Origin of the sequence: Candidatus Poriferisocius sp. (genome assembly GCF_965204145.1) — a bacterium.
Lineage (GTDB): Bacteria > Actinomycetota > Acidimicrobiia > Acidimicrobiales > Bin134 > Poriferisocius.
Window position 1 is genome coordinate 1,259,743 of sequence record NZ_OZ241977.1, and the last position, 21,024, is coordinate 1,280,766.

Sequence of the window (21,024 nt, forward strand, 5' to 3'; positions counted from 1 at the left end):
TCACTCGCTATGTCGCTGAACTTGCGGTGTCCCATACGAGGATTCCTTGGGGTAGCCCGCCTATGGCTTCAGGCGAACACGGAGCTTACAGAGCAGGTGAAGCCGGGGAGGACTTCGTGGCCGTTTAGGGAGTCGTCTTCTTGCAGGGTCGTGGGATCGGTGCCGGGGCGGTACACATCGATGGTGCGGGTGTCGGGGTGGACGATCCAGACCAATGGCGCGCCGTGGCCGAGCCACATCTGCGCCCGGTCGCGGGCCCAGCGGTGGCTGTCGCTAGGGGAGACGATTTCTACTACTAGGTCGGGGACGACTTCGGCGTAGCCGTCGATCTCCGCGTCCAGTGGGATCTTCTCTGCTGAGGTGAATGCCACATCGGGTTCGCGTACGGTGTCGGGGTCGCGCTCCAGCCACACGCCCGAATCGGAGGCGACAAGCGTGCCTAGCTTCCTGGGCTTTGCGAAGTTGTTCAACTCGGTGACGAGATTGACGGCGATCTTGCCGTGTCGGTGTCCTGATGCCATCGTCTCGTGAAGCACTCCCTGCACCAGCTCGCCGCGCACGCCTTGGGAGCTCAAGCGAAGTAGGTCGTCGGCGGTCAGCAGCTTCGTATCGGCCAATCCAGTCATTGCCCTAAACGTAGTTCAAGCCGAAGCGGCGGCTGATGCAGGGGTTGCTCTGGGTTGCGTCATTGTCGTCGGAGCTGGTGCATCTGATGATGACGTAACGGGACCTAGCTGTCGCTGCCCCTTATTTTTGTGACTCGCAGACGACCCGGCGCTCATCGGGGTACACCAGGTTGATAAGCGCTTGGTGGATGTGGTGGTTGACGCACTCGTTGTTGGGGTAGACGACGTGGGTGATGTGGGAAGTTTCTATTAGGTAGCCGTTGGTGAGGGTGTCGGTGGCGAGTTCTTCGGACTCGCCGAAGGGGGTAGCGGGGTCGGAGTGGTTGCCGATGACCAGGATGGGCACGTTCCCGCCGTCGAGGGGGCCTTGGAGGGGGTCGGGGGCGAATTGGTCGTAGAACAGGCAGGCGCTGGGGAGAGGGGGGAACATCAGCGCCAGCAGGGGGAACCGCTCCTCGAGAACGGCCTCGGCGGCCTCGGCGTCGGCCAGCAGTGTGTCGCGGTCCAGTTCCGGGTACAAGGTCTGGCTGTCCAGGCAGTTGACGTGCTCGGTGAAGCTCGCCGCGGCGGGGTCCTCGCCCAATTGCAGCAATGCGAACTCCAGCAAGACCGACGGGTCGTTATTTCGGAGCCGGTACAGCCCCTGCCACAAGTAAGGCCAGTAGTCTTGGCTGTACAGCGTGGTGAGCACTCCCAAACCACCGGCTCGCGGATTGCCGTTGGCTGCCTGGTTTACCAGGTCAAGCTTGGTGACGGCCTCCCGGAAATACGCGACCGGGTTCCCCCGGTTGTAGATCGGGCACTGCTTCCAATCGTCGCACGCGGCCAATGCCTGATCCAGCGAGTCGGCGAAGGGGGCGACCTCCTCGATGGCCTCCTCGATGCGTTCCTGCCGGGTGCTGGCCGGGTCAACCGGGTTGTCGGCCCCGTCCACCGCCATTGCCCTAACCGATTGCGGGAAGAGCGTGGCGTACCAGACACCGAGGGTCGAGCCGTAGGAGAAACCCAGGTAGGAGATTTGGTCGGCGCCCAGGGCTTTGCGGATCTCGTCCATATCCCGGGCGACGTATTCGCTGTGCAGGAGGCCGCCGACGGGGCCCATCGACTGGATGCACAGGTTGGCGGCGGCTTCTCCGGCCGCGATGTCGTCGGGACTGTCGATGGGCATGTCTATTGCCGCGAGCAGTTTGAGTTGCTCGCCGGAGGCCCCACAGGAGAAGGCGGGCTCGGATTCACCGACACCGCGGGGGTCGAACCCCACGATGTCAAAGCGCTCGAGCAGTTGATCAGCGAAGCCTTCGCCGCTGGCGACGAGCTCCACGCCGCTGCCGCCGGGACCTCCGGGGTTCACCAGGAGGTAGCCGATCCGCTGCTCGGGGGAGGCAGTCCGGAGCACGTTAACAGCGATCTTGATGGTGTCGGCCTCGGGTGACCGGTAGTCGGCGGGTACGTCCAAGGAGCCACATTCGAGGTTGGAGCCGCAGTTAGTCCACTCGATGCGTTTCTCCGCGGGGGATGGCTCTGCGGTGGCGGCGAGGTCGGCGGCGCGCAGCGTGTTGATTGCGGCCGAGTCGAGGGTCAGGTAGCAGCCGATGCTCTCGTCATACCCCCAGCTAAGGCGGGCCAGCACGGTTTGGCCGTTGACGGTTTTGGCCACATCTACCGGCTCTGCCCCGAACCGGTGGTGCTCAAAACAGCGCCTCGAGTCATCGGTCTCGCCTCCAGGCAGGCTCCCGGGCGGACCAGCGCCCCGCAGGGCGGCCAATGCGTCGTCGTCGAGGGCGAGGAAGCAGCCGATGCTCTCGTGGTACCCCCAGCGGACCTGCGCCAGCGCGGTTTGGCCGTCGCCGGTTTTGGCCACATCCACCGGCTGGGCGCCGAAGCGATGAAACTCCGAGCAACGCTCGGCTGCGCTCCGCTCAACCGACTCCGCAGTCGCCCCTTGGGCGCCGACGGCCACCAGCACGGACCCGGCCAGCAGAGCCAATGCCACGACTCTCGCCACCAGAGATCGATCTTTACCTAGCATCCGGGCTAAACGTAGTCCCCCCCCTCCCCCCCCCCCCCCCCCCCCCCCCCCCCCCCGATCCGCCAACCCGTCAAAGACTGTCGCCCTCTACCTGTCTTCCGAACTAAACGTAGTTCCAGCCGAAGCGGCCTTTTATGCAGAGGTTGCCGCTTGTTACGTCGTGGTCGTCGGGGGAGGTGCATTTGACGATTTGGTTGTCTTGGACGTGGAGTTCGAGGTTGCAGCCGACGCCGCAGTAGGAGCACACGGTTTGCGTGACGGTTTGGTCTTCGGGGCGCCAGTCGTCGGCTTGGCGGAGGTCGAACTCGGTCTTGAACTGGAGGGCGTTGGTGGGGCATACGGCTACGCAGTTGCCGCAGTAAACGCAAGCCGAGTCGGGCAGGGTCACGTCGAACTCGGTGGAGATGCGGGCGCCGAAGCCGCGGCCGGCCACCGAGATGGCGTAGGTGTGCTGGGCATCGTCGCCGCAGGCCTCCACGCAGCGGTAGCACAGCACGCACTTGTCGTAGTCCCGGATGTAGAGGTTGTCCTGCACCCGCACCGGCTCGTCCATGGTCTGGCCGCCGGGGACGTAGCGGCTGGGGTCGGCGCCGTAGTGCTCGGCCCACTGGTCCAGCTCATCGGCCTGGGACACGTCGACTCCGGTGGCCAAGAACTCCAGCACCATCTTGCGGCTATGGCGGACCCGCTCGCTGTCGGTATGGACCACCATTCCCTCCTCCGCCGGGCGGGAGCAGGAGGGGACCAAGGCCCGGCTGCCGTCGAGTTCCACCACGCACACCCGGCACACGTTTACCGGGGTGAGGGTGGGGCCGTAGCAGATGGTCGGAGTTTCCACGCCGGTGGCATCGCAGGCGTCCAGGATGGTCGCGCCTTCGGGCACGGCCACCTCTTGGCCGTCAACCCGGATGGTCACCGCGGTCTCGGTGATGACGCCGCTCACTGGCTATTTCCTATCAGGCCCAGCGACAAAGCGGAGCGCACCGCAGAAGCCGCAGTGTGGCCCAGGCCGCAGATGGAGGCGTCCACCATGGCCAGGGCCATGTCGTCGATGAGCTCGGCTCGCTCCGGGGCGAGAGGCTGCCCGGAGGCCTGCAACTCCACCAGCACCTCGTGCTGGCGCTGGGTGCCCACTCGACAGGGCACGCACTGGCCGCACGACTCGTCCCGGAAGAACTCGGCAATGCGGACGACCACGGCCTCCATATCCACGGTGTCGTCGAACACCGTGACCACTCCCGATCCCAGGGTGGCTCCCGCTTCTCGGGTGTCTTCCAGGGTGAGGGGCATGTCGAGGGCGTCGGGGCCGACAAACACCCCGGCTGCGCCACCCAGCAGCACTGCGGCCAGCGAACCGGTCGGTCCGCCGGACAAGTCGATCAAGTCGCCCAGGGTGGTGCCGAACGGCACTTCGTAAAGCCCGGGAACTCCCACCCGCCCCGACAGGCAGAACAGGCGAGTGCCGGGGGAGCGCTCGGTGCCCACTGAGCGGTAGGCGTCGGGGCCGTCGACCACGATGTCGAGCACGTTGATGAGGGTCTCGGGGTTGTTGATGGCAGTGGGCTGGGAGAACAGGCCGTGGGTGGTGGGGAAGGGGGGCTTGTTGCGGGGTTCGCCCCGGAAGCCCTCAATGGAGTTGAACAGCGCCGTTTCCTCGCCGCAGATGTAGGCCCCGGCCCCCCGGCGAACCTCGATGTCGAACCGCTGTCCGCTGCCGGCCACATCGTCGCCCAATAGGCCAGCGGCCCGGGCCTGGGCGATGGCATCCTCCAGGCGGGCGGTGGCCCGGGGGTACTCGCCCCGGATGTAGATCCAGCCGTGGGGCGCCCCGGTGGCCAATCCCGCGATGGTCATCGACTCGATGACCGCGAACGGGTCGTGCTCGCACACGATGCGGTCTTTGAAGGTGCCCGGCTCTGATTCGTCGCAATTGGCCACCACATGCTTTTCCGGCCCGGGTTCGTCGGCCACTGCCCGCCACTTGATCCCGGTGGGGAACGCTGCCCCGCCCCGGCCTGACAGTCCGGAGTCGGAGATGGCGGCGATGACCGCGTCGGACCCCATCGCAATGGCGGCTATCAGGGCCTCATAGCCGCCGTGGTCCCGGTAGGAGTCCAACGAGGTCGGGTCGACCACACCCACTCGGCGCAACACCCGCAGACCAGGGTCGCCCGCTTGAGGCAAACGGAACTTCTCGTCATCATCGGCCGGCACCCGATCGGGCCGCCCAACACCCTGGACGAACAGCGCCGGGGCCCGATCGCATTGGCCGAGGCAGGGGCTGGCATGGACTTTGGCCCCGTCTGCCTCCAGCGAAGCCCGCAGCCCATCGTTGTCCGCGAGAGCACACGTCGGATCAACGCACACGTGGACGACGTCGTCGCGGTGGCCGGGGTCGGTGGTGCGGAGCAACTCGTAGAACGTGGCCACGCCATAGGCCTCGGCCGGGGGAACCCCCAGCCGCTCGGCCGCCCCGTTCAAACCGCCGGGACTGATCCAGCCGATCTCGTGCTGAAGCGAGTGCAGCACCGGCAGGAGCAGATGGCGCAGTCCTTGGCGTCGGCTGCGGCCCCCGCGAACGAGCCGCTCGGTCTCGACAACGGTGGCGGCGTCGGCTTGGGGGACGATGGCGTCGATTGCCGCCCGCTCGGCTTGGGTGGGCTGGTCGTCGCCGAAGTGGAGGTCAGCCAACGGATGCGCCTGCGGTCGCGGCGTCTTGCGGAGAGCCGATGCGCTCCACGCGGACAGCTGCCGCCTTGAACTCGGCAGTGCCGGATTTCGGATCCCAGTCGGGGTTGGTGAGCACGTTTACGTCGATCAACTCGGGATGGTGAAGGGTGGTGAAGGCCAGGCCCGAGGGCAGGCTCGACACCAGCCGGGCGTTCATCTCGACCGAACCCCGAGGCGAGCACACCAATACCCGGTCGCCGTCGGCAATTCCGAGGGCAGCCGCATCCCGAGAGTTCAAATCCAGGCCGGCGAACCGCAGCGGCGAGTCGTATTTTCCGCTCTGCACGCCGGTGTTGTAGGAGTCCAAGGCCCGCCCGGTGGTGAGCCGGAGGGGAAATTCCTCGCTCAACTCCTCGGTCGGCCCCTCATGCTCCAGCACGGAGAACGGGGCCGGATCATGGCCTTCCAGATCGTCAGCCCACAGCCAGCCGTGGAGGAAGGCACTGCCGGGGTGGTCCTCGTCGGGACATGGCCATTGCAAGCCGCCGGCGGCCTCCAGACGCTCCCAGGACATGCCGCTGTGCATGGCCGACAGAGATCGTAGCTCGTCCCACGCTGCTTCCGGGTCGCGGGGGCCGAGTTCGTCACCCATGGCCTCGGCCATGTCGCACAAGATGTCGATGTCATGGCGGGCCTGGCCAGGAGGAGAAACCGCGGGGCGCACCCGCTGCACCCGGCGCTCGCTGGAGGTGACGGTGCCGTTGCTCTCGGCCCAAGCCACCGACGCGGGCAGCACCACGTCGGCCATCTCCGCGGTGCGCGTCATCAAGATGTCCTGCACGACCAGGATGTCCAAGCTCTCGAGCTGGGCTCGGGCATGGATCACATCGGCCTCGGAATCGGCCGGGTTCTCGCCGATCACGTACAGCGCCCGCAGATCGCCCCGCTCCATGGCCTCGAACATGAGGGTGAGGTGCAATCCGGGCACTGGGTTGAGCTCTCGGCCGTAGGCAGTTTCGAAGCGGGCCCGATGGTCAGGGTCGTCCACGCCAGCGAATCCGGGGAACTTATTGGGGATTGCCCCCATGTCGCCGCCGCCTTGCACGTTGTTCTGGCCCCGCAGCGGCACCAGACCAGAGCCCCACCGACCCACATGGCCGGTGAGCAGGGCCAAGTTGCACAACGACAGCACGTTGTCGACCGCGTTGTGGTGCTCGGTAATGCCCAGGGTCCACAGGATCTGGGCTTTGCCGGCGGTGGCGTAAGCATGGGCCATCTCCACCACCACCTCGGCGGGAATGCCGCAGATGGCTGCTACTGCGTCGGGGGTGAACGGCTCCACCGAGGTGGCGTAGGCCTCGAAACCCTGGGTGGAGTGGGCGATGAACTCCTGGTTGGCCAGACCGGCGCGGATGATCTCTCGGCCGATGCCGTTGGCCAGGGCGATGTCGGTGCCCACGTCGATGCCCACCCACACATCGGAGAATTGGGCCGAGGAGGTGTAGCGGGGGTCGACGCAGTACATGCGGGCACCGTTGTCGATGCCTTTGAGCACGTGGTGGAAGAAGATGGGGTGGGCCTCGCGGGCATTGGATCCCCACAAGAGGATCACGTCGGTTTCCTCAACCTCCTGATAGGAGCACGTGCCCCCTCCTGCTCCGAACACTGTCGCCAGACCGACGACCGAAGGAGCGTGTCAAGTTCGGTTGCAGGAGTCGATGTTGTTGGATCCCACCACCGTGCGGATGAACTTCTGGGCGATGTAGTTCATCTCGTTGGTGGCCTTGGAGCAGCTGAACATCCCGAACGCCTGCGGCCCGTGCTCAGACAGCACCTGATTGAACCCGGCCGCAGCCCGCGACAAAGCCTCTTCCCATGTCGCTTCTCGCAGGCTCCCGTTGTCCCGCACCATCGGCACGGTCAAACGTTCCCGCCTCGCCATTTGCACCCCTTTCCCCAAGGAGGTTCCCAAGGGCTGCTCTAGTTTATCTGGGCTTGCCGACTCCTTGCCGGTTCGACACAAGCATTGGCTTGTCACGCGGTGGGCGGCTGGGTGAGGCGGTTGAGGAGTGGGATCTTTTGGCGCAAAACGGCGCGCAGGGTGAAGGTCCAGGCCGCCACGGCGGCGGTGAGGGCGGCGTACCCCCATCCGGGGATCTCGGCGAGCTGCAACCAGGAGCGGAGCCCGGTGGCCATGATCACCGCGAGCAGGGCGATGCTGGCGAGCACCATCCATGCGGCCCACCGGTCGGGGTGGAGGGGCTGGTGTGGGGTGGTGAAGAAGCGCAGCGGGGGTTGCAGGAACAAGATGGTGATGAGGCCGGTGAGGATGAGGAATACGACGAGGCTGGTGCGGCCGAGGATGGCGGCCACCTCGGGGGCGCTTTGTTGGTCGGCGCCGAGGGTGAAGCCGACGATGCTGTCGAATTGGCCGTCGAAGAAACGAAAGCCGTGTCTCGTGGTGTAGTAGGTGGCGACGAAGACGGCGGCGCCGAAAAGGAGGTTTGTGAGGGCGACGGGCACGACGAAGCGGGCGAGCTCGGCGGCGTCGACATCGGTGGCCCGGGTGGGCCGGGCCCAAAGGGCGAGCCCGACGGTGGGGATGGTGATGGTGATGAGGCCGTAGATGGTTTGGGCGCCGGCGGAGAACGGGAACACCTGGTTGATGATCATCATGGCCACCGCCACCAGTGCGAGGGTGGCGGAGCGGGCGACGGTGAGCCGGAGGATGTCGCGCATGCCTGAGATGATGCGGCGCCCCTCTTCGATGGCGGGCCGCACGGCGGTGAACGAGTCGTTGAGCAAAACGAGGTCGGCGATGCCCCGGGCCGCGCTGCTGCCGGACTCCATGGCGATGCCGACATCGGCGGTCTTGAGCGCGAGGGTGTCGTTTACTCCGTCGCCGATCATGGCGACGTAGTCGCCGCTTTTTTGGAGGGCGGCAACGATGCGGTCTTTTTGGTGGGGGGCGATGCGGCCGAAGACGTCGGCCCGCTGGGCGACCGAGGCGAACTCGGCTTCGCTGAGCTCGTCGAGCTCGGGGCCGGAGATGACGTTGATGTCTTTGTGCATGCCGACTTGGCGGGCCAGCGCGGCGACCGTGTCGGGGTTGTCACCGGAGATGACTTTGAGGGTGACGCCTTCGCCGAGCAGGCCGGCGATGGTGTCGCGGGCGCCTTCGCGCAGCTCGTCGGCGAAGCTGAGCAGGGCGAGGGGAGTGAGGGGCGGCAGGGCTGGGTTGCCATCGCGGTCGTGCAGCACGTCGGTGTCGCGGTTGGCGGTGAAGAGCAGCACCCGGTGACCGGCCGCGGTCCACCGGTCGATGGTGTCGCGCCCCTCGATTCCGGTAGCCAGGTGCGGTTGGAGGGCTTCGGGAGCGCCGAGCACATAGGAGGCGCCTTCGAATGAGGCCGCGCTCCAGCGGTTGGCCGACGTGAAGGGGATCTCGTCGGCCAGTGCGAGGGCTTGGCGGGGGAAGGCGGCGCGCAGCGCGTCGTTGGTGGCGTTGGTAGCGGTGGTGCTGTGGGCAAAGGCGCCAAGCAGGGCGCTCAGTTCGTCGAGGTGATTGCCATCGCCGAGGGGCTTGATGTCGGCGAGCCGTATTCGATTGGCCGTGAGCGTGCCGGTCTTGTCGGTACACAAGACGTTGACATGGCTGAGCGATTCCAAGGCGTTGAGCTGCTGCACCAGCAGGTCGTGGCGGGTGAGCCGGGCGGCGCTCATGGAGTAGGTGACGACGAAGATCAAAAAGAGGCCGACGGGGATGATGGCCGCGGTCACCGTTGCGGTCTCGACGACGCGGACCGCCGAGGTCTCCGAGACAATGCCCTGGGCCACGAAGAGGAGGCCGAAGAACACCGCGGTGACGATGAGGACGCGCAGCACGTCGTCGACGAGGCGCTGAAGCGGCGTCTTGGTGACGGTGAACTCTTGGGCGGTGGCGGTGAGCGAGGTGGCCAGCGAGGCCGGTCCGACGCGGATGACACGGGCCAGGGCGGCCCCGCTGGTGCAGAACGTGCCGGAGCAGAGCTCGTCTCCGAGTCGCTTGGTGTTGGGCTCGGACTCCCCGGTAAGCAGTGACTCGTCTACCGTCACCGGCCCGCCCTCGATCAAGATGCTGTCTACGGTGATCTGGTCGCCGGGACCGATAACCAGGATGTCGTCGAGGACCACTTCAGCAGGGTTGATGTGGTGGTCGCGGCCCCCGCGGCGGACGGCGACCGCCGGCGTGGAGAGGATCGTGATGTGGTCGAGGCGGCGCTTGGCTCTGATCTCCTGGAAGCTGCCGATGGCGACGATGGCGACGATGAAACCCAGGTTGATGACGCCGTCGCGGGTGCGGTCCATCGCGGTGAGCGCGGTGCCCAATGCCAACAAGACGACGTTGACGGAGTTGAAGGCGTTGGCATAGAGGATTTCAGAGACGCTGCGAGTGGCGAGCGCGCTCGCCGCCGCGTTGGTCTTGCCCTTGGCGACTCGTTCCTGCACCTCAGCCTCGGTGAGGCCGTGAGCGGAGTCGGGCGTGTCCTGGCCAGCGGACATCGGCACAGGGTATTTGTTCTGCGCGCTGGTGCACACCTGTGGATTCTGTCGGGGGTTCTGCCGTGCAGGCCGGCGGGTCCCGGTCTGGTTCCGGCTCCGGGGTTGGCGGTGTTGTCGAGATGAGCGGCCCGGCCAAAGACTTGACTCTCCCCCCCCCCCCCCCCCATAATTCCGGCGTGCGGAAGATCATCACATCGGCGCTCGTTCTGGCTTTGGCTGCGTTCCTGGCCCCCGCGATGGCGTCGGCGGACGGCTCGGTCTGCCCGCCGGGATACGGGCATCACGAGTTCAACGGGATCGACAACTGCACCGCGCCGGGCAGCGTCAACGGGCAGTACCCCTGGGAGGCGTGGGCCGACTACGGCCAGCCCCAGGGCGACCCCCAGCCCGGCCCGGAGGTTGAGCAACCCCAGGGCGATCCCCAGCCCGGCCCGGAGGCCGAGCAGCCAGTGGGCGACCCCCAGCCCGGCCCGGAAGCCGAGCAGCCCCGGCAGCGGGGCGTTGAGGCCCAGCCCCAGGGCACCCCTCCCACGAGGGAGGTCGAGCAGCCCCGGCAGCCGGAGGCTCAAGAGGAGGATGCGGAGGCGTTGGCCGAGTTGCTGCGGTGCGCCCAGAACCCCGCTGACTGCGAGTTCGCCGAAGAAAGCCCGCAGACTGTGAATTGGGGCACTTGGGGAAATCCGCCCGCGAACTCGGGCGGCTGCAACAACGGGTGGCGGTACGAGTCCACGACTTCGACATGCCACGCCGACCTCAGCAACCCCAAAGCGGACGGGTGCCGCGGGCCGCACTGCCGCATCACGCCGATCAATTGCAACCAGGGCAGCCGGAGCGCCACGGAGAAGGCGGAACTACGCAAGCTGCACTATTGGTGGGGCGGGGCCTGCACCGACGCGCCGAGCAGTTGGAACAGGAGTTCATCTTAGTAGGCGTGGCCGGTGCGGGGTGGTGTGGCCCCCTCCCCCGGAGGGCACCCCGGCCACCCACCCCGACCCGGCTATTCGTCGTCGACTTCCAGCGTCTCGATCTGCACGTCTAGGCCGTTGGCGAGGCCGGTGGCCATCGCCCGGACGGCGACGGCGGCGAGCTTGAGGGAGGCGGCTATCGCGCCCTGGTCGATGAGGCGGCGGCGCTGTTCGTCGGTGAGGTGGTTCAGGGGGCGAGTGCGGTGATGGGGATGATGGAGACCCCTTCGGGGTGCTCGAAGCCGTAGCCGCTGGCGGTGATGATCACGAGGCGGGACGGCGTTCCGCTGCGGTCGGGGTCGACTCTGCTGCGGAGGCGGTGGAGGGAGCGGATGCCTTCTTCGATGCCCTGTTCGCTGCCGAGTTTGACTTCGGCGGCGATCCAGCGGCCGTCGGGGTGCTTGATGACCACGTCGACTTCCAAGCCGTCGCTGTCGCGGTAGTGGGACAGGTCGAGGTTGTTGGCCTGCCCGTAGACGCGCAGATCCCGGACCACCAGCGATTCGAACAGCAGCCCGGCGTATTTCCTGTTCTGCATTACCGATTCTGGGCTGGCTTGCAGGGCCGCCACGGCCAAAGAGGGGTCGGCGAGGTGGCGTTTCGGCGCGCTCCGCAGCTGCGCCCGCGAGGTGATGTGCGGTTTCCAGGCCCGCAGGTCCTCGACCACGAACAGGCGCTCGAGGGCTGCCATGTAGGACGCCACGGTGCGGCGGTCGACGATGCCCTCCTCGTCGGCGGTGTCTTTGGACAAGGTGGCGAAGCTTGCCTCCGAAGAGATATTCCGCCCGAGCGAAGACAACAGTTTGCGGACCCCGGCGGGGTTGCGGGCCACCCCGTCCACTCGGGAGACGTCGGTTCGGCTTATCTCGTCCAGGTAGCCGCGGGTGGCCCGCAGCGCGGCACCCAGGTCGGTGTCCAACAGCCGCGGCCACCCGCCCCGGCAGGCTGCCTCGATGACGTCGCCAAGTTTGAGCCCGCCGTCGCGTGCGGTGGGCCTGCCAGCGCCGAACAGGCCGTTGAGCGAGATGCTGCCATCGGACAGGCCGGACTCGAGCAGACTCATGGGCCGCATCCTCACCCGCAGCACCCTCCCTGCCCCCGAGTGGCGGGTGATGTCGTCGGGGGGATTGGCGGAGCCGGTCAAGACGAACTGGCCTGCTCTGGCCCGGTCGTCGCAGGCCCGGCGCATCGGGTTCCAGATTTCCGGTGCGAGCTGCCACTCGTCCAACAGCCGCGGCGTCGGGCCCTCCAGCACCGCCGCGGGATCCATATTGGAGGCCAGCAGGGAGCTCGCCGTGGCGTCAAGGAGCGCCTCGCTGAGGGCGAACCGCTTCCCGGTCCAGGTTTTCCCACAAGCTCGCGGCCCCTCGATCAGCACTGCCGGCGACGCTGCCAGCGAAGCCTCCATCTCGGCATCCACCACCCGCGGCCGGTAGCCAGCCGGGGTCAGCCGTCGCGCCATCTCTTCCTCTTCCTCCAACAGCGGGCAACAATCAACACCACAGTATCAGATGCCCATATATGGGCAATCAATACGCCTATATATGGGCATCTGACATGCCCATAGGAGGGACAGGCGGCGCGGTGCCCAATGCCAACAAGACGATGTTGACGGAGTTGAAGGCGTTGGCATGGAGGATTTCAGAGACGCTGCGAGTGGTGAGCGCGCGGGCTGCTGCGTTGGTCTTGCCTTTGGCGATGCGTTGCTGCACCTCTGGTTCGGTGAGGCCGACAGCGGGTTCGGGCGTGTCCTGGCCAGCGGACATCGGCACAGGGTATTTGTTCTGCGCGCTGGTGCACACCCGTGGATTCTGTCGGGGGTTCTGCCGTGCAGGCCGGCGGGTCCCGGTCTGGTTCCGGCTCCGGGGTTGGCGGTGTTGTCGAGATGAACCGGCCCGGCCAAAGACTTGACTCTCCCCCCCCCCCCCCCCCCCCCCCCCCCCCTATAATTCCGGCGTGCGGAAGATCATCACATCGGCGCTCGTTCTGGCTTTGGCTGCGGTTCTGGCCCCTGCGATGGCGTCGGCGGACGGCTCGGTTTGCCCGCCGGGATACGGGCATCACGAGTTCAACGGGATCGACAACTGCACCGCGCCGGGCAGCGTCAACGGGCAGTACCCCTGGGAGGCGTGGCGGGACTACGGCCGGCCCCAGGGCGATCCCCAGCCCGGCCCGGAGGCCGAGCAGCCCCAGCCCCAGCAGCAGCCGGTGGGCGGTCCCCAGCCCGGCCCGGAGGCCGAGCAGCCCCAGGGCGATCCCCAGCCCGGCAACTCCCAGCCCCAGCAGCGGGGCGTTGAGGCCCAGCCCGAGGGCCAGCCCCATGAGGGGCCCGCCATCGTCGAGGTGCCCCAGCCCGTCGAGGTGCCTGAGCGGCGGGAGCCGCGGGAGCCGCAGGCACAGCAGAACGTGCCGCAGACCGGCGGCGGCTGTACGGCGGCGGTGGTCATCTACTACAGGGACGCTGACCACGTCGGCTATTACGGGACGACTGGCTGCGTTGATGAGTCGATAGTGGCTGCGATCGATCAGATCCAGGTCGATGGCTTTGAGGATGGCATTGCCAATGGGTGGGTCGATGTCGCGTGGCGGCGCAACATGGACCACCTCGGCCAGCTCCCCGAGGTTGAATGCACGCCCAAGTGGGTGCAGACCAGGGGGGGCGAGGAGGCGGACCGCTACGCCACCGGCGGCAATACCTGCGTCGTTCGTTAGGCGTGGCCGGTGCGGGGTGGTGTGGCCCCCTCCCCCGGAGGGGACCCCGACCACCCACCCCGGCCCGGTCACCCGTCGTCGGCCTCGAGCGTCTCGATCTTCACGTCTAGGCCGTTGGCGAGGTCGGTGGCCATCGCCCGGACCGCGACGGCGGCGAGCTTGAGGGCGGCGGCGATGGCCCGCTTGGTCGACCAGGCGGGCGCGCTGCCGCGTTCAGATATCTGCGCCTCGAGAATCGAGGTCTGCCGTTCGTGAATGCCGGCCTGCGTGGAATCGACACGCCCTAGGTTCGTCGCAGGGTCTTGCGCCGCCAGCTCCAGTGGGCGGAGGCGTAGGCGATGGCCTCGTCGGTGAGCAGGAGCCGGGTGGAGTTCCCGATGCGCACGTAGAAGTCGGCGGCTCGCTGGCCTCCGGGCGGGTTAGCGAACACTGCCCGGGGGTGGGGGCTCACATCGTCGGAGTATCCGAACTCGGCTCTCATGTCCTCGATGATCACGCTGCCCGTGCCTCCCGAGTACGGGGAGCCGAAGTGCCGCAGGCAGCCAGTGCCAGAACAGCGGCGATCACTGCCGGTAGGCGTTTCATGGCAGGAGGCTCCCTTCGGATTGAGGGCTAGCTTTCTGCCACGAAACGCGAGCGCATCCGTTCCGAAGGAAGCCATGAGTTGCAAGCCCTCTTCAAAAACGGAAAATAGGTGCGCCTAGACGCGTTTCGTGGCACGGAGATACTGCCATGAGATAAGGCTATGACCTGCGATTATACGTGTCTGGTGAAAAAGAGGCGCTTGGTTTTAGGGCGCTGCGGCTACGATAAATAGAAAGAGATGATGTGGATTCGGATACTTGGGATTTTCAAGGAGGGAAGGCTGAAGGCATATCCGAACGGCCTATTGATATAGACTGGCTGTGCGGCCAGGGTGCTAGGGGAGCAGCAGTGAGCGCTGATATATCCGAGCGAGAGCGTGTCGAGGTGTGTGTGCTGGCACTTCTGGCAGCGGCCGAGACCATGCGGCTGGAGATCACGCGCACCAAGATGGTGAAACTCCTCTACCTTGCCGATGTCCAATCTGTCGAGCACGACAGGATCACAGGCTCAGGGGTGGCATGGCGCTGGATGGATTACGGGCCCTACGACGACGTGCTGCGCGAGGTCGAGGACGATCTTGTAAAGCGGGGATTGGTACGACGTGAAACATCGCCGCGCGAGGAGGGTGGAGAGCGCAATGTCCTCACAGCCGTGGACACGTCTATAACCGTTCCAGACGACTTCTCGGACCACATTCGGACCACAGTGGCCGAGAAGGGCGACTGGAAGATAGAGAAACTCATGGACTATGCCTACGAGACGAAGCCGATGGCAGCGGCCAGCCAGGGCGACACGCTCGACTTCACAGTGATGGGCCATCTGACAATGGCAGATATCGAAGAGTCGATCGGCAAGGGCCCGGCTTACGATCCCGATGAATGCACGTTCTACGCCAGCACAGAGGACTTCATTGAGGCGATGTGGGCCGACCGTGGGGGACGGCCCGCTGATCTAGCACTCTGATACACGGATCAACGTGCCAACTTACGAGGCAATGCCCGCGTTCAAGCGCGGCCACAAGAAGCTGACGAATAGCGAATTGTCTCTGTTCGAGAAGAAACTGGATCAGTTCATAAGCGATCTCGCCGACATGGAGACAGGCAGGCTGACGTGGTTCAGGCCCGGACTCAGAGTGACGAAGGTTGAAGGAGCGCCGGGCTTGTTAGAGATGTCTTGGGACGGCGACGGGCGGGCTACGTTCACATTCGGTCCAGAACAGGTGACCGGCAAGCATCACATCGTCTGGCACGATATCGGCGGGCACGAGATATTGCCGTGAGCGGTGCCGTCCTCAGTTGCCGCAAGCGCCGGCTAACTTGGAATCATGGATGAAAGCGGCACTGAACAGCACTCTGACCAGCCAGAACAGGCTGTCTAGTTAGGTGTATAAGTCCCAGTCAGGGCATACAACGACGCTGGCAAAGGCAGTTGGGCGACCTTGCAGGTGTTCTAGTAGGCGTGGCCGGTGGCCATCGCCCGGACCGCGACGGCGGCGAGCTTCAAGGCGGCGGCAATCGCCCCCTGGTCGATGAGGCGGCGGCGCTGTTCGTCGGTGAGGTCGTCGGGGTCGGTGTAGAGCAGGCCGTCGCCCATGTCCCACGATGCCCGGCTGTGGCCCGCGTCGGTGCGGTGGACCATGACGAGAAGCGACGTGAGAAGCTCGAGCGGCTCGTGGGAGCGGATGGCGGCGGCGAGGTCGAGGGCGTTTGAGACGGCGCTTGGCTCTGGTCTCCTAGAAGCTGCCAATGGCATCGACGTTTCGCGCAGTAGAGTGTTCGACGGAACGCGCAGTAGGAAATCGACGTTTCGCGCAGTAAGATGTTCGACGGAACGCGCAGTGGCGCTTTCGAACGCGAGGTGCGGCTGCACCACCTGCGAGACCGCGACGGAGGCGAGATCGACTTCATCGCGGAGGCCGCCGACGGACGCGTCGTCGCATTGGAGGTCAAGGCCGCGCAAGCCGTCTCGCCCCGCGACGCCCACCGGCTCAAGTGGCTGCGCAACAAAATCGGCAGCGACTTCGCGTGCGGTGCCGTGCTGCACACCGGCGAGCGCTCCTTCCGGCTCGACGACGACATCTACGCCCTGCCCATCTCCGCCCTCTGGCTGACCCCCTGAAACCCGGCGACCCGCACCCCCGTCAAAGAAAGTGCATGGCTGCCCGCGGGCGACCGAGGCGACAACAGCGGCAGCGAAGGGGGCGCATCTAGGTTCGTCGCAGGGTTTTGCGCCGCCAGCCCCAGTGGGCGGAGGCGTAGGCGATGGCCTCGTCGGTGAGCAGGAGCCGGGTGGAGTTCCCGATGCGCACGTAGAAGTCGGCGGCTCGCTGGCCTCCGGGCGGGTTGGCGAACACCGCTCGGGAGTGGGGGCTCACATCGATGCGGGCGATGTGGTGGGGACCGCACGGCGGGAAGGTCACGGTGATCGACGCCAGCGCGGAGCTGCCCAGCGTGGACTCGAGCATATCGGTCAGCCAGAGTTGGTAGCGGTCGAGGTCGGGCTGTTTCATGTGCTGGAGGTCGGCGTCGAGCCCGACGGGCGCCGCGTCGTCGTCCACGCCGATGAGCAAGGTCCCGCCGCTGCCGTTGAGAAAGCCGGCGACCGTCTTGGCGACGGCGAACTCCATGCGGGCGTCTCGCTCGCCGGTGTGGACGTTGTGGCGGGCGGTCTGCTTGAACTCGACGCTGTTGGACTCGCCCGCGCTGAGAACCTCGTTGACGGGCTTGGCCGAACGACCGGCCAGCCTGGACGCCAACGCGGCGTAGACCGCCAAGACGCCGACCGAGCCTGCGACCGCCGAGACTGCCGACAGGAGGGTGAAGTCGAACGCCCGGCTGCCTTGGAACGCCGACAGCAGGGTGGTGCCGACTCCGGCGCCGACGATCCCGACCAGGATGGTCTCGGCCCACGACAGCGAGACCCTTCTCCACAGCACCAGGCGGGCGATCGTCCCCAGAACAAGCCCGGCGAAGAGAAAGCCGATCCATGCCAGACCGCTCAACACAGCCGGCACCCCCGGCTACTGGCATCGGTGGGGCAACAGGCGCTGAGAGTCGACAAGGCGGTCATCCAGCGAGCGCTCCCATCAACCAAGAAGCCGATCATACCCGGGGAGGTCTGTCTATGGGCATGGGGGCTGTGTCCAGACCACGGGGGAAGTTCGACCGGGGGTTCGGGGGTGGGGGTTGGCGGAGCCGGTCAAAAACCCGGCTCCTGCTCACCGACGTCCAGGTGGCGCGCTTGAACACCAGCGGCACCAGGGGTTTCAAGCCCGACGAGTGCGGCGGGAGCGTCAGATCTCGTAGCTGTCCTCGAACTGGGCCGGGATCAGATCCTCATACATGTCAGGATCAGGCGGGTACACGCCCATCTTGCCGTTACGGCGGTACACCACCCCTGTGCCTGTCTGGTAGGCCTTGAGATGTGCGTCCTTGGCCGCCATCCGCAGCGCCTCCAACACGTCCTCGAGCCATTCATCGTCAAACGACGAATCATGCTGACCGTTGGCTTGGACCTGTCCAGGGTCGGTGGCCACTGGGAACTCACCCCCGCTCGATGACTCTGGGAACAAGACCATTGTTGTCGAAAAGAACCCAGCAGGTCGGCATTCACGAACGGCAGACCTCGATTCTTGAGGCGCAGATATCTGAACGCGAAGGTCGTCTTCCCGGCGCCGTTCGGGCCGGCGATGATCAGAACCTCCTTGTTTGCCATGCGACAAGATAGCCGCCGCCCTCAAGCTCGCCGCCGTCGCGGTCCGGGCGATGGCCACCGGCCTCGCCAACGGCCTAGACGTGCAGATCGAGACGCTCGAAATCGACGACGGGTAGCCGGGCCGGGGTGGGTGGCCGGGGTCCCCTCCGGGGGAGGGGGCCACACCACCCCGCACCGGCCACGCCTAACAAGTGCCATACCCATGGATGCGGGCAGTCCGCCCCGAACAATTGTTCCAACTCGCAGGCGCGTCGGTGCAGGCCCCGCCCCACCAGAAGTGCAGGTCGCGTAGACCCTCCTTCTCCGTGGCGCTCCGGCTGTTGATGTTGCAATTGATCGGCGTGATGCGGCAGTGCGGCCCGCGGCACCCGTCCGCTTTGGGGTTGCTGAGGTCGGCGTGGCATGTCGAAGTCGTGGACTCGTACCGCCACCCGTTGTTGCAGCCGCCCGCGTTCGCGGGCGGATTTCCCCAAGTGCCCCAATTCACAGTCTGCGGGCTTTCTTCGGCGAACTCGCAGTCAGCGGGGTTCTGGGCGCACCGCAGCAACTCGGCCAACGCCTCCGCATCCTCCTCTTGAGCCTCCGGCTGCCGGGGCTGCTCGACCTCCCTCGTGGGAGGGGTGCCCTGGGGCTGGGCCTCAACGCCCCGCTGCCGGGGCTGCTCGGCTTCCGGGCCGGGCTGGGGGTCGCCCACTGGCTGCTCGGCCTCCGGGCCGGGCTGGGGATCGCCCTGGGGTTGCTCAACCTCCGGGCCGGGCTGGGGGTCGCCCTGGGGCTGGCCGTAGTCGGCCCACGCCTCCCAGGGGTACTGCCCGTTGACGCTGCCCGGCGCGGTGCAGTTGTCGATCCCGTTGAACTCGTGATGCCCGTATCCCGGCGGGCAGACCGAGCCGTCCGCCGACGCCATCGCGGGGGCCAGGAACGCAGCCAAAGCCAGAACGAGCGCCGATGTGATGATCTTCCGCATGCCGGAATTATGGGGGGGGGGGGGGGTAGTCAAGTCTTTGGCCGGGCCGCTCATCTCGACAACACCGCCAACCCCGGCGCAGCTCTTTGCCGCCGACGCTGAAGGCGGCACATTGTCGGCTTGGCCCAACGGCAGGTGCTGTGGGTGATGGTATGCGGGGGCTAGAGCCGTGTCGGCCCAAAGACCCCGGCGGGCAAGTTGGTGGTCCAGTCCCAGCAGGTGATGGTGTTGTCGGTTCGGAGGGCGCACGAATGAGTGTCGCCTGCTGCGATGGCGGTGAACTGCCCGTCGGGCGCGTCGGCCTGCCCCCAGGAGTTGTAGCCCCAGCAGGTGATGGTTTGGTCGGTTCTGAGGGCACATGAGTGCACGCCGCCGGCTGTGATGGCAGTGTATTGGCCGTCGGGCGCGTCGGTCTGCCCCCAAGAGTTGTCGCTTCCCCAGCAGGTGATGGTGTTGTCGGTTCGGAGGGCGCACGAATGCGAGCTGCCTGCTGTGATGGCGGTGAACTGCCCGTCGGGCGCGTCGGTCTGCCCGGAGCGGTTATCGCCCCAGCAGGTGATGGTGTTGTCGGTTCGGAGGGCGCACGAATACACGCCGCCTGTTGCGACGGCGGTGAACCGCCCGTCGGATAAGTCGGGTTGGCCGTCGTCGTAGTCGTAGCCCCAGCAGGCGATGGTTTGGTCGGCTCGGATGGCGCATGAGTGCGCAATGCCTGCTGCAATGGCGATGTACTGGCCGTCGGGCGCGTCGGCCTCGCCGGAGCGGTTATCGCCCCAGCAGGCGATGGTCTGGTCGGTTCGGAGGGCGCAGGAATGCGCGAGACCTGTTGCGATGGCGGTGAACTGGCCGTCGGGCGCGTCGGCCCGCCCCACGGACTTGTTGTAGCCCCAGCAGGCGATGGTTTGGTCGGCTCTGAGGGCGCAGGAATGCAGGTTGCCTGTTGCGATGGCGGTGTATTCGCCGTCGGGCGCGTCGGCCTGACCCCAGGAGTCGTTGCCCCAGCAGGCGATGGTCTGGTCGGTTCGGAGGGCGCACGAATACGTGAGGCCTGTTGCGATGGCGGTGAACTGTCCGTCGGGCGCGTCGGCCTGAGCGAAGGAGTTGTTGCCCCAGCAGGTGATGGTTTGGTCGGTTCGGAGCGCGCACGAATGCAGGTAGCCCGTTGCGATGGCGGTGAACTGCCCGTCGAATAAGTCGGGTTGGCCGTCGTCGTAGTCGTAGCCCCAGCAGGTGATGGTGTTGTCAGTTCGGAGGGCGCACGAATCCGAGATGCCTGTTGCGACGGCGGTGAACTGCCCGTCGGGCGCATCGGCCTGGCCGTCGTCGTTGTTGCCCCAGCAGGTGATGGTTTGGTCGGCTCGGAGGGCGCACGCATGCCCGCCGCGGCCGGCTGTGATGGCGGTGTATTCGCCGTCGGGCGCGTCAGCCTGGCCGTCGTCGTTGTTGCCCCAGCAGGTGATGGTTTGGTCGGGTTTGAGGGCGCACGAATGTGAGAGGCCGGCTGTGATGGCGGTGTATTGCCCGTCGGGCGCGTCGGCCCGCCCGTCGTCGTTGTTGCCCCAGCAGGTGATGGTTTGGTCGGGTTTGAGGGCGCACGAATGCAGGTTGCCGGCTGTGACGGCGGTGTATTGCCCGTCGGGCGCGTCGGCCTGGCCGTCGTCGTTGTCGCCCCAGCAGGTGATGGTTTGGTCGGTTCTGATGGCGCACAAATGATCGCCGCCGCCTGCGAGGGCAGTGAACGCGGGTTGGGGATCGCCCTGGGGCTGCTCGATCTCCGGGCCGGGCTGGGGGTCGTCCTGGGGCTGGCCGTAGTCCCGCCATGCCTCCCAGGGGTACTGCCCGTTGAGGCTGCCCGGCGCGGTGCAGTTGTCGATCCCGTTGAACTCGTGATGCCCGTATCCCGGCGGGCAGACCGAGCCGTCCGCCGCCGCCGTCCCGGTCAAGGTGACCGCGGCCAAAGCCAGAACGAGCGCCGATGTGATGATCTTCCGCATGCCGATAATTTAATTATTGGGGGGGGGGGGGGGGGGGGGGGGGAGTCAATTCTTTGGTCGGGCCGGTTTATCTTGACGGCACTACCAACCCGGCACGGCTCCTTGCCACCGAAACCCCCAGGACTTCCGTGTGAACCCGCATGCCGCCCAACACCCGCGCCGCTCAACATGGCCGGTATCCTTGGCTACTGGCACCGGTGGGGCCGCAGGCGCTGAGGGT

20 protein-coding genes are annotated in these 21,024 nt (G+C 66.5%); 6 read left to right on the top strand and 14 right to left on the bottom strand.

All coding sequences use genetic code 11. The features are described 5' to 3' along the window. Positions 1–68 precede the first annotated feature (68 nt). From ACOGI7_RS05720 to ACOGI7_RS05745, 6 genes are all read right to left on the bottom strand, one after another. Positions 69–626 (bottom strand): Uma2 family endonuclease, encoded by a 558-nt coding sequence (locus ACOGI7_RS05720; protein ID WP_419850948.1) that lies wholly within the window; start codon positions 624–626, stop codon positions 69–71. Between the two features lie 121 nt (positions 627–747). After that, entirely contained in the window at positions 748–2,631 is a 1,884-nt protein-coding gene (locus tag ACOGI7_RS05725) for an alpha/beta fold hydrolase (RefSeq protein WP_419850949.1), read from the bottom strand. Between the two features lie 127 nt (positions 2,632–2,758). Next, positions 2,759–3,598, bottom strand: a complete 840-nt coding sequence (locus ACOGI7_RS05730) for a 2Fe-2S iron-sulfur cluster-binding protein (protein WP_419850950.1) — start codon at positions 3,596–3,598, stop codon at positions 2,759–2,761. Next, on the bottom strand, positions 3,595–5,346 hold the full coding sequence (locus ACOGI7_RS05735; protein ID WP_419850951.1) for an NADH-ubiquinone oxidoreductase-F iron-sulfur binding region domain-containing protein: 1,752 nt from the start codon (positions 5,344–5,346) through the stop codon (positions 3,595–3,597). Before ACOGI7_RS05735 ends, ACOGI7_RS05730 begins: the two co-directional genes overlap by 4 nt. Then, a complete protein-coding gene (locus ACOGI7_RS05740) occupies positions 5,339–7,267 on the bottom strand; it encodes a molybdopterin oxidoreductase family protein (RefSeq protein WP_419850952.1) in 1,929 nt (642 codons plus the stop codon). The genes ACOGI7_RS05735 and ACOGI7_RS05740 overlap by 8 nt, the downstream gene beginning before the upstream one ends. A gap of 92 nt (positions 7,268–7,359) precedes the next feature. Continuing rightward, positions 7,360–9,867: an HAD-IC family P-type ATPase gene (locus ACOGI7_RS05745; RefSeq protein ID WP_419850953.1), complete on the bottom strand. Its 2,508-nt coding sequence runs from the start codon at positions 9,865–9,867 to the stop codon at positions 7,360–7,362. 176 nt (positions 9,868–10,043) lie between these two features. Here ACOGI7_RS05745 and ACOGI7_RS05750 point away from each other — a divergent pair, with 176 nt between their 5' ends. Next, complete coding sequence (locus tag ACOGI7_RS05750; RefSeq protein ID WP_419850954.1) at positions 10,044–10,793, top strand: hypothetical protein; 750 nt, start codon at positions 10,044–10,046, stop codon at positions 10,791–10,793. Between the two features lie 226 nt (positions 10,794–11,019). Here ACOGI7_RS05750 and ACOGI7_RS05755 read toward each other — a convergent pair whose 3' ends face one another. Further along, positions 11,020–12,294, bottom strand: a complete 1,275-nt coding sequence (locus ACOGI7_RS05755) for an ATP-binding protein (protein ID WP_419850955.1) — start codon at positions 12,292–12,294, stop codon at positions 11,020–11,022. 76 nt (positions 12,295–12,370) lie between these two features. Further along, positions 12,371–12,598, bottom strand: coding sequence for a hypothetical protein (locus tag ACOGI7_RS05760; RefSeq protein ID WP_419850956.1), 228 nt, complete (start codon positions 12,596–12,598; stop codon positions 12,371–12,373). A 190-nt stretch (positions 12,599–12,788) separates the two neighbouring features. Between ACOGI7_RS05760 and ACOGI7_RS05765 the strand changes: the two genes are divergently transcribed. Next, the gene (locus ACOGI7_RS05765; protein WP_419850957.1) at positions 12,789–13,544 is read left to right on the top strand and encodes a hypothetical protein; all 756 of its coding nucleotides are present in this window, start codon (positions 12,789–12,791) and stop codon (positions 13,542–13,544) included. A gap of 283 nt (positions 13,545–13,827) precedes the next feature. Here the strand turns inward: ACOGI7_RS05765 and ACOGI7_RS05770 are convergent, their stop codons facing one another. Next, on the bottom strand, positions 13,828–14,040 hold the full coding sequence (locus tag ACOGI7_RS05770) for a hypothetical protein (RefSeq protein WP_419850958.1): 213 nt from the start codon (positions 14,038–14,040) through the stop codon (positions 13,828–13,830). A 437-nt stretch (positions 14,041–14,477) separates the two neighbouring features. On the opposite strand from ACOGI7_RS05770, the gene ACOGI7_RS05775 reads away from it, so the two are divergent. Then, complete coding sequence (locus ACOGI7_RS05775) at positions 14,478–15,092, top strand: hypothetical protein (protein WP_419850959.1); 615 nt, start codon at positions 14,478–14,480, stop codon at positions 15,090–15,092. Positions 15,093–15,123: 31 nt separating this feature from the next. After that, positions 15,124–15,408, top strand: a complete 285-nt coding sequence (locus ACOGI7_RS05780) for a hypothetical protein (protein WP_419850960.1) — start codon at positions 15,124–15,126, stop codon at positions 15,406–15,408. A 170-nt stretch (positions 15,409–15,578) separates the two neighbouring features. Here ACOGI7_RS05780 and ACOGI7_RS05785 read toward each other — a convergent pair whose 3' ends face one another. Next, positions 15,579–15,881 carry a hypothetical protein gene (locus ACOGI7_RS05785; protein WP_419850961.1) on the bottom strand — a complete coding sequence of 101 codons (303 nt, stop codon included), beginning with the start codon at positions 15,879–15,881 and terminating at the stop codon, positions 15,579–15,581. 105 nt (positions 15,882–15,986) lie between these two features. On the opposite strand from ACOGI7_RS05785, the gene ACOGI7_RS05790 reads away from it, so the two are divergent. Then, positions 15,987–16,247 carry a DUF4143 domain-containing protein gene (locus ACOGI7_RS05790; RefSeq protein WP_419850962.1) on the top strand — a complete coding sequence of 87 codons (261 nt, stop codon included), beginning with the start codon at positions 15,987–15,989 and terminating at the stop codon, positions 16,245–16,247. An 88-nt stretch (positions 16,248–16,335) separates the two neighbouring features. Here the strand turns inward: ACOGI7_RS05790 and ACOGI7_RS05795 are convergent, their stop codons facing one another. After that, positions 16,336–17,142 carry an RNA-binding domain-containing protein gene (locus ACOGI7_RS05795; protein ID WP_419850963.1) on the bottom strand — a complete coding sequence of 269 codons (807 nt, stop codon included), beginning with the start codon at positions 17,140–17,142 and terminating at the stop codon, positions 16,336–16,338. Between the two features lie 279 nt (positions 17,143–17,421). Beyond that, a complete protein-coding gene (locus tag ACOGI7_RS05800; protein WP_419850964.1) occupies positions 17,422–17,664 on the bottom strand; it encodes a hypothetical protein in 243 nt (80 codons plus the stop codon). A 172-nt stretch (positions 17,665–17,836) separates the two neighbouring features. On the opposite strand from ACOGI7_RS05800, the gene ACOGI7_RS05805 reads away from it, so the two are divergent. Further along, positions 17,837–17,959 carry a hypothetical protein gene (locus ACOGI7_RS05805; RefSeq protein WP_419850965.1) on the top strand — a complete coding sequence of 41 codons (123 nt, stop codon included), beginning with the start codon at positions 17,837–17,839 and terminating at the stop codon, positions 17,957–17,959. A 68-nt stretch (positions 17,960–18,027) separates the two neighbouring features. Here the strand turns inward: ACOGI7_RS05805 and ACOGI7_RS05810 are convergent, their stop codons facing one another. Then, the gene (locus ACOGI7_RS05810) at positions 18,028–18,810 is read right to left on the bottom strand and encodes a hypothetical protein (protein ID WP_419850966.1); all 783 of its coding nucleotides are present in this window, start codon (positions 18,808–18,810) and stop codon (positions 18,028–18,030) included. Between the two features lie 161 nt (positions 18,811–18,971). Then, positions 18,972–20,804, bottom strand: a complete 1,833-nt coding sequence (locus tag ACOGI7_RS05815; RefSeq protein WP_419850967.1) for an RCC1 domain-containing protein — start codon at positions 20,802–20,804, stop codon at positions 18,972–18,974. Between the last annotated feature and the right edge of the window lie 220 nt (positions 20,805–21,024).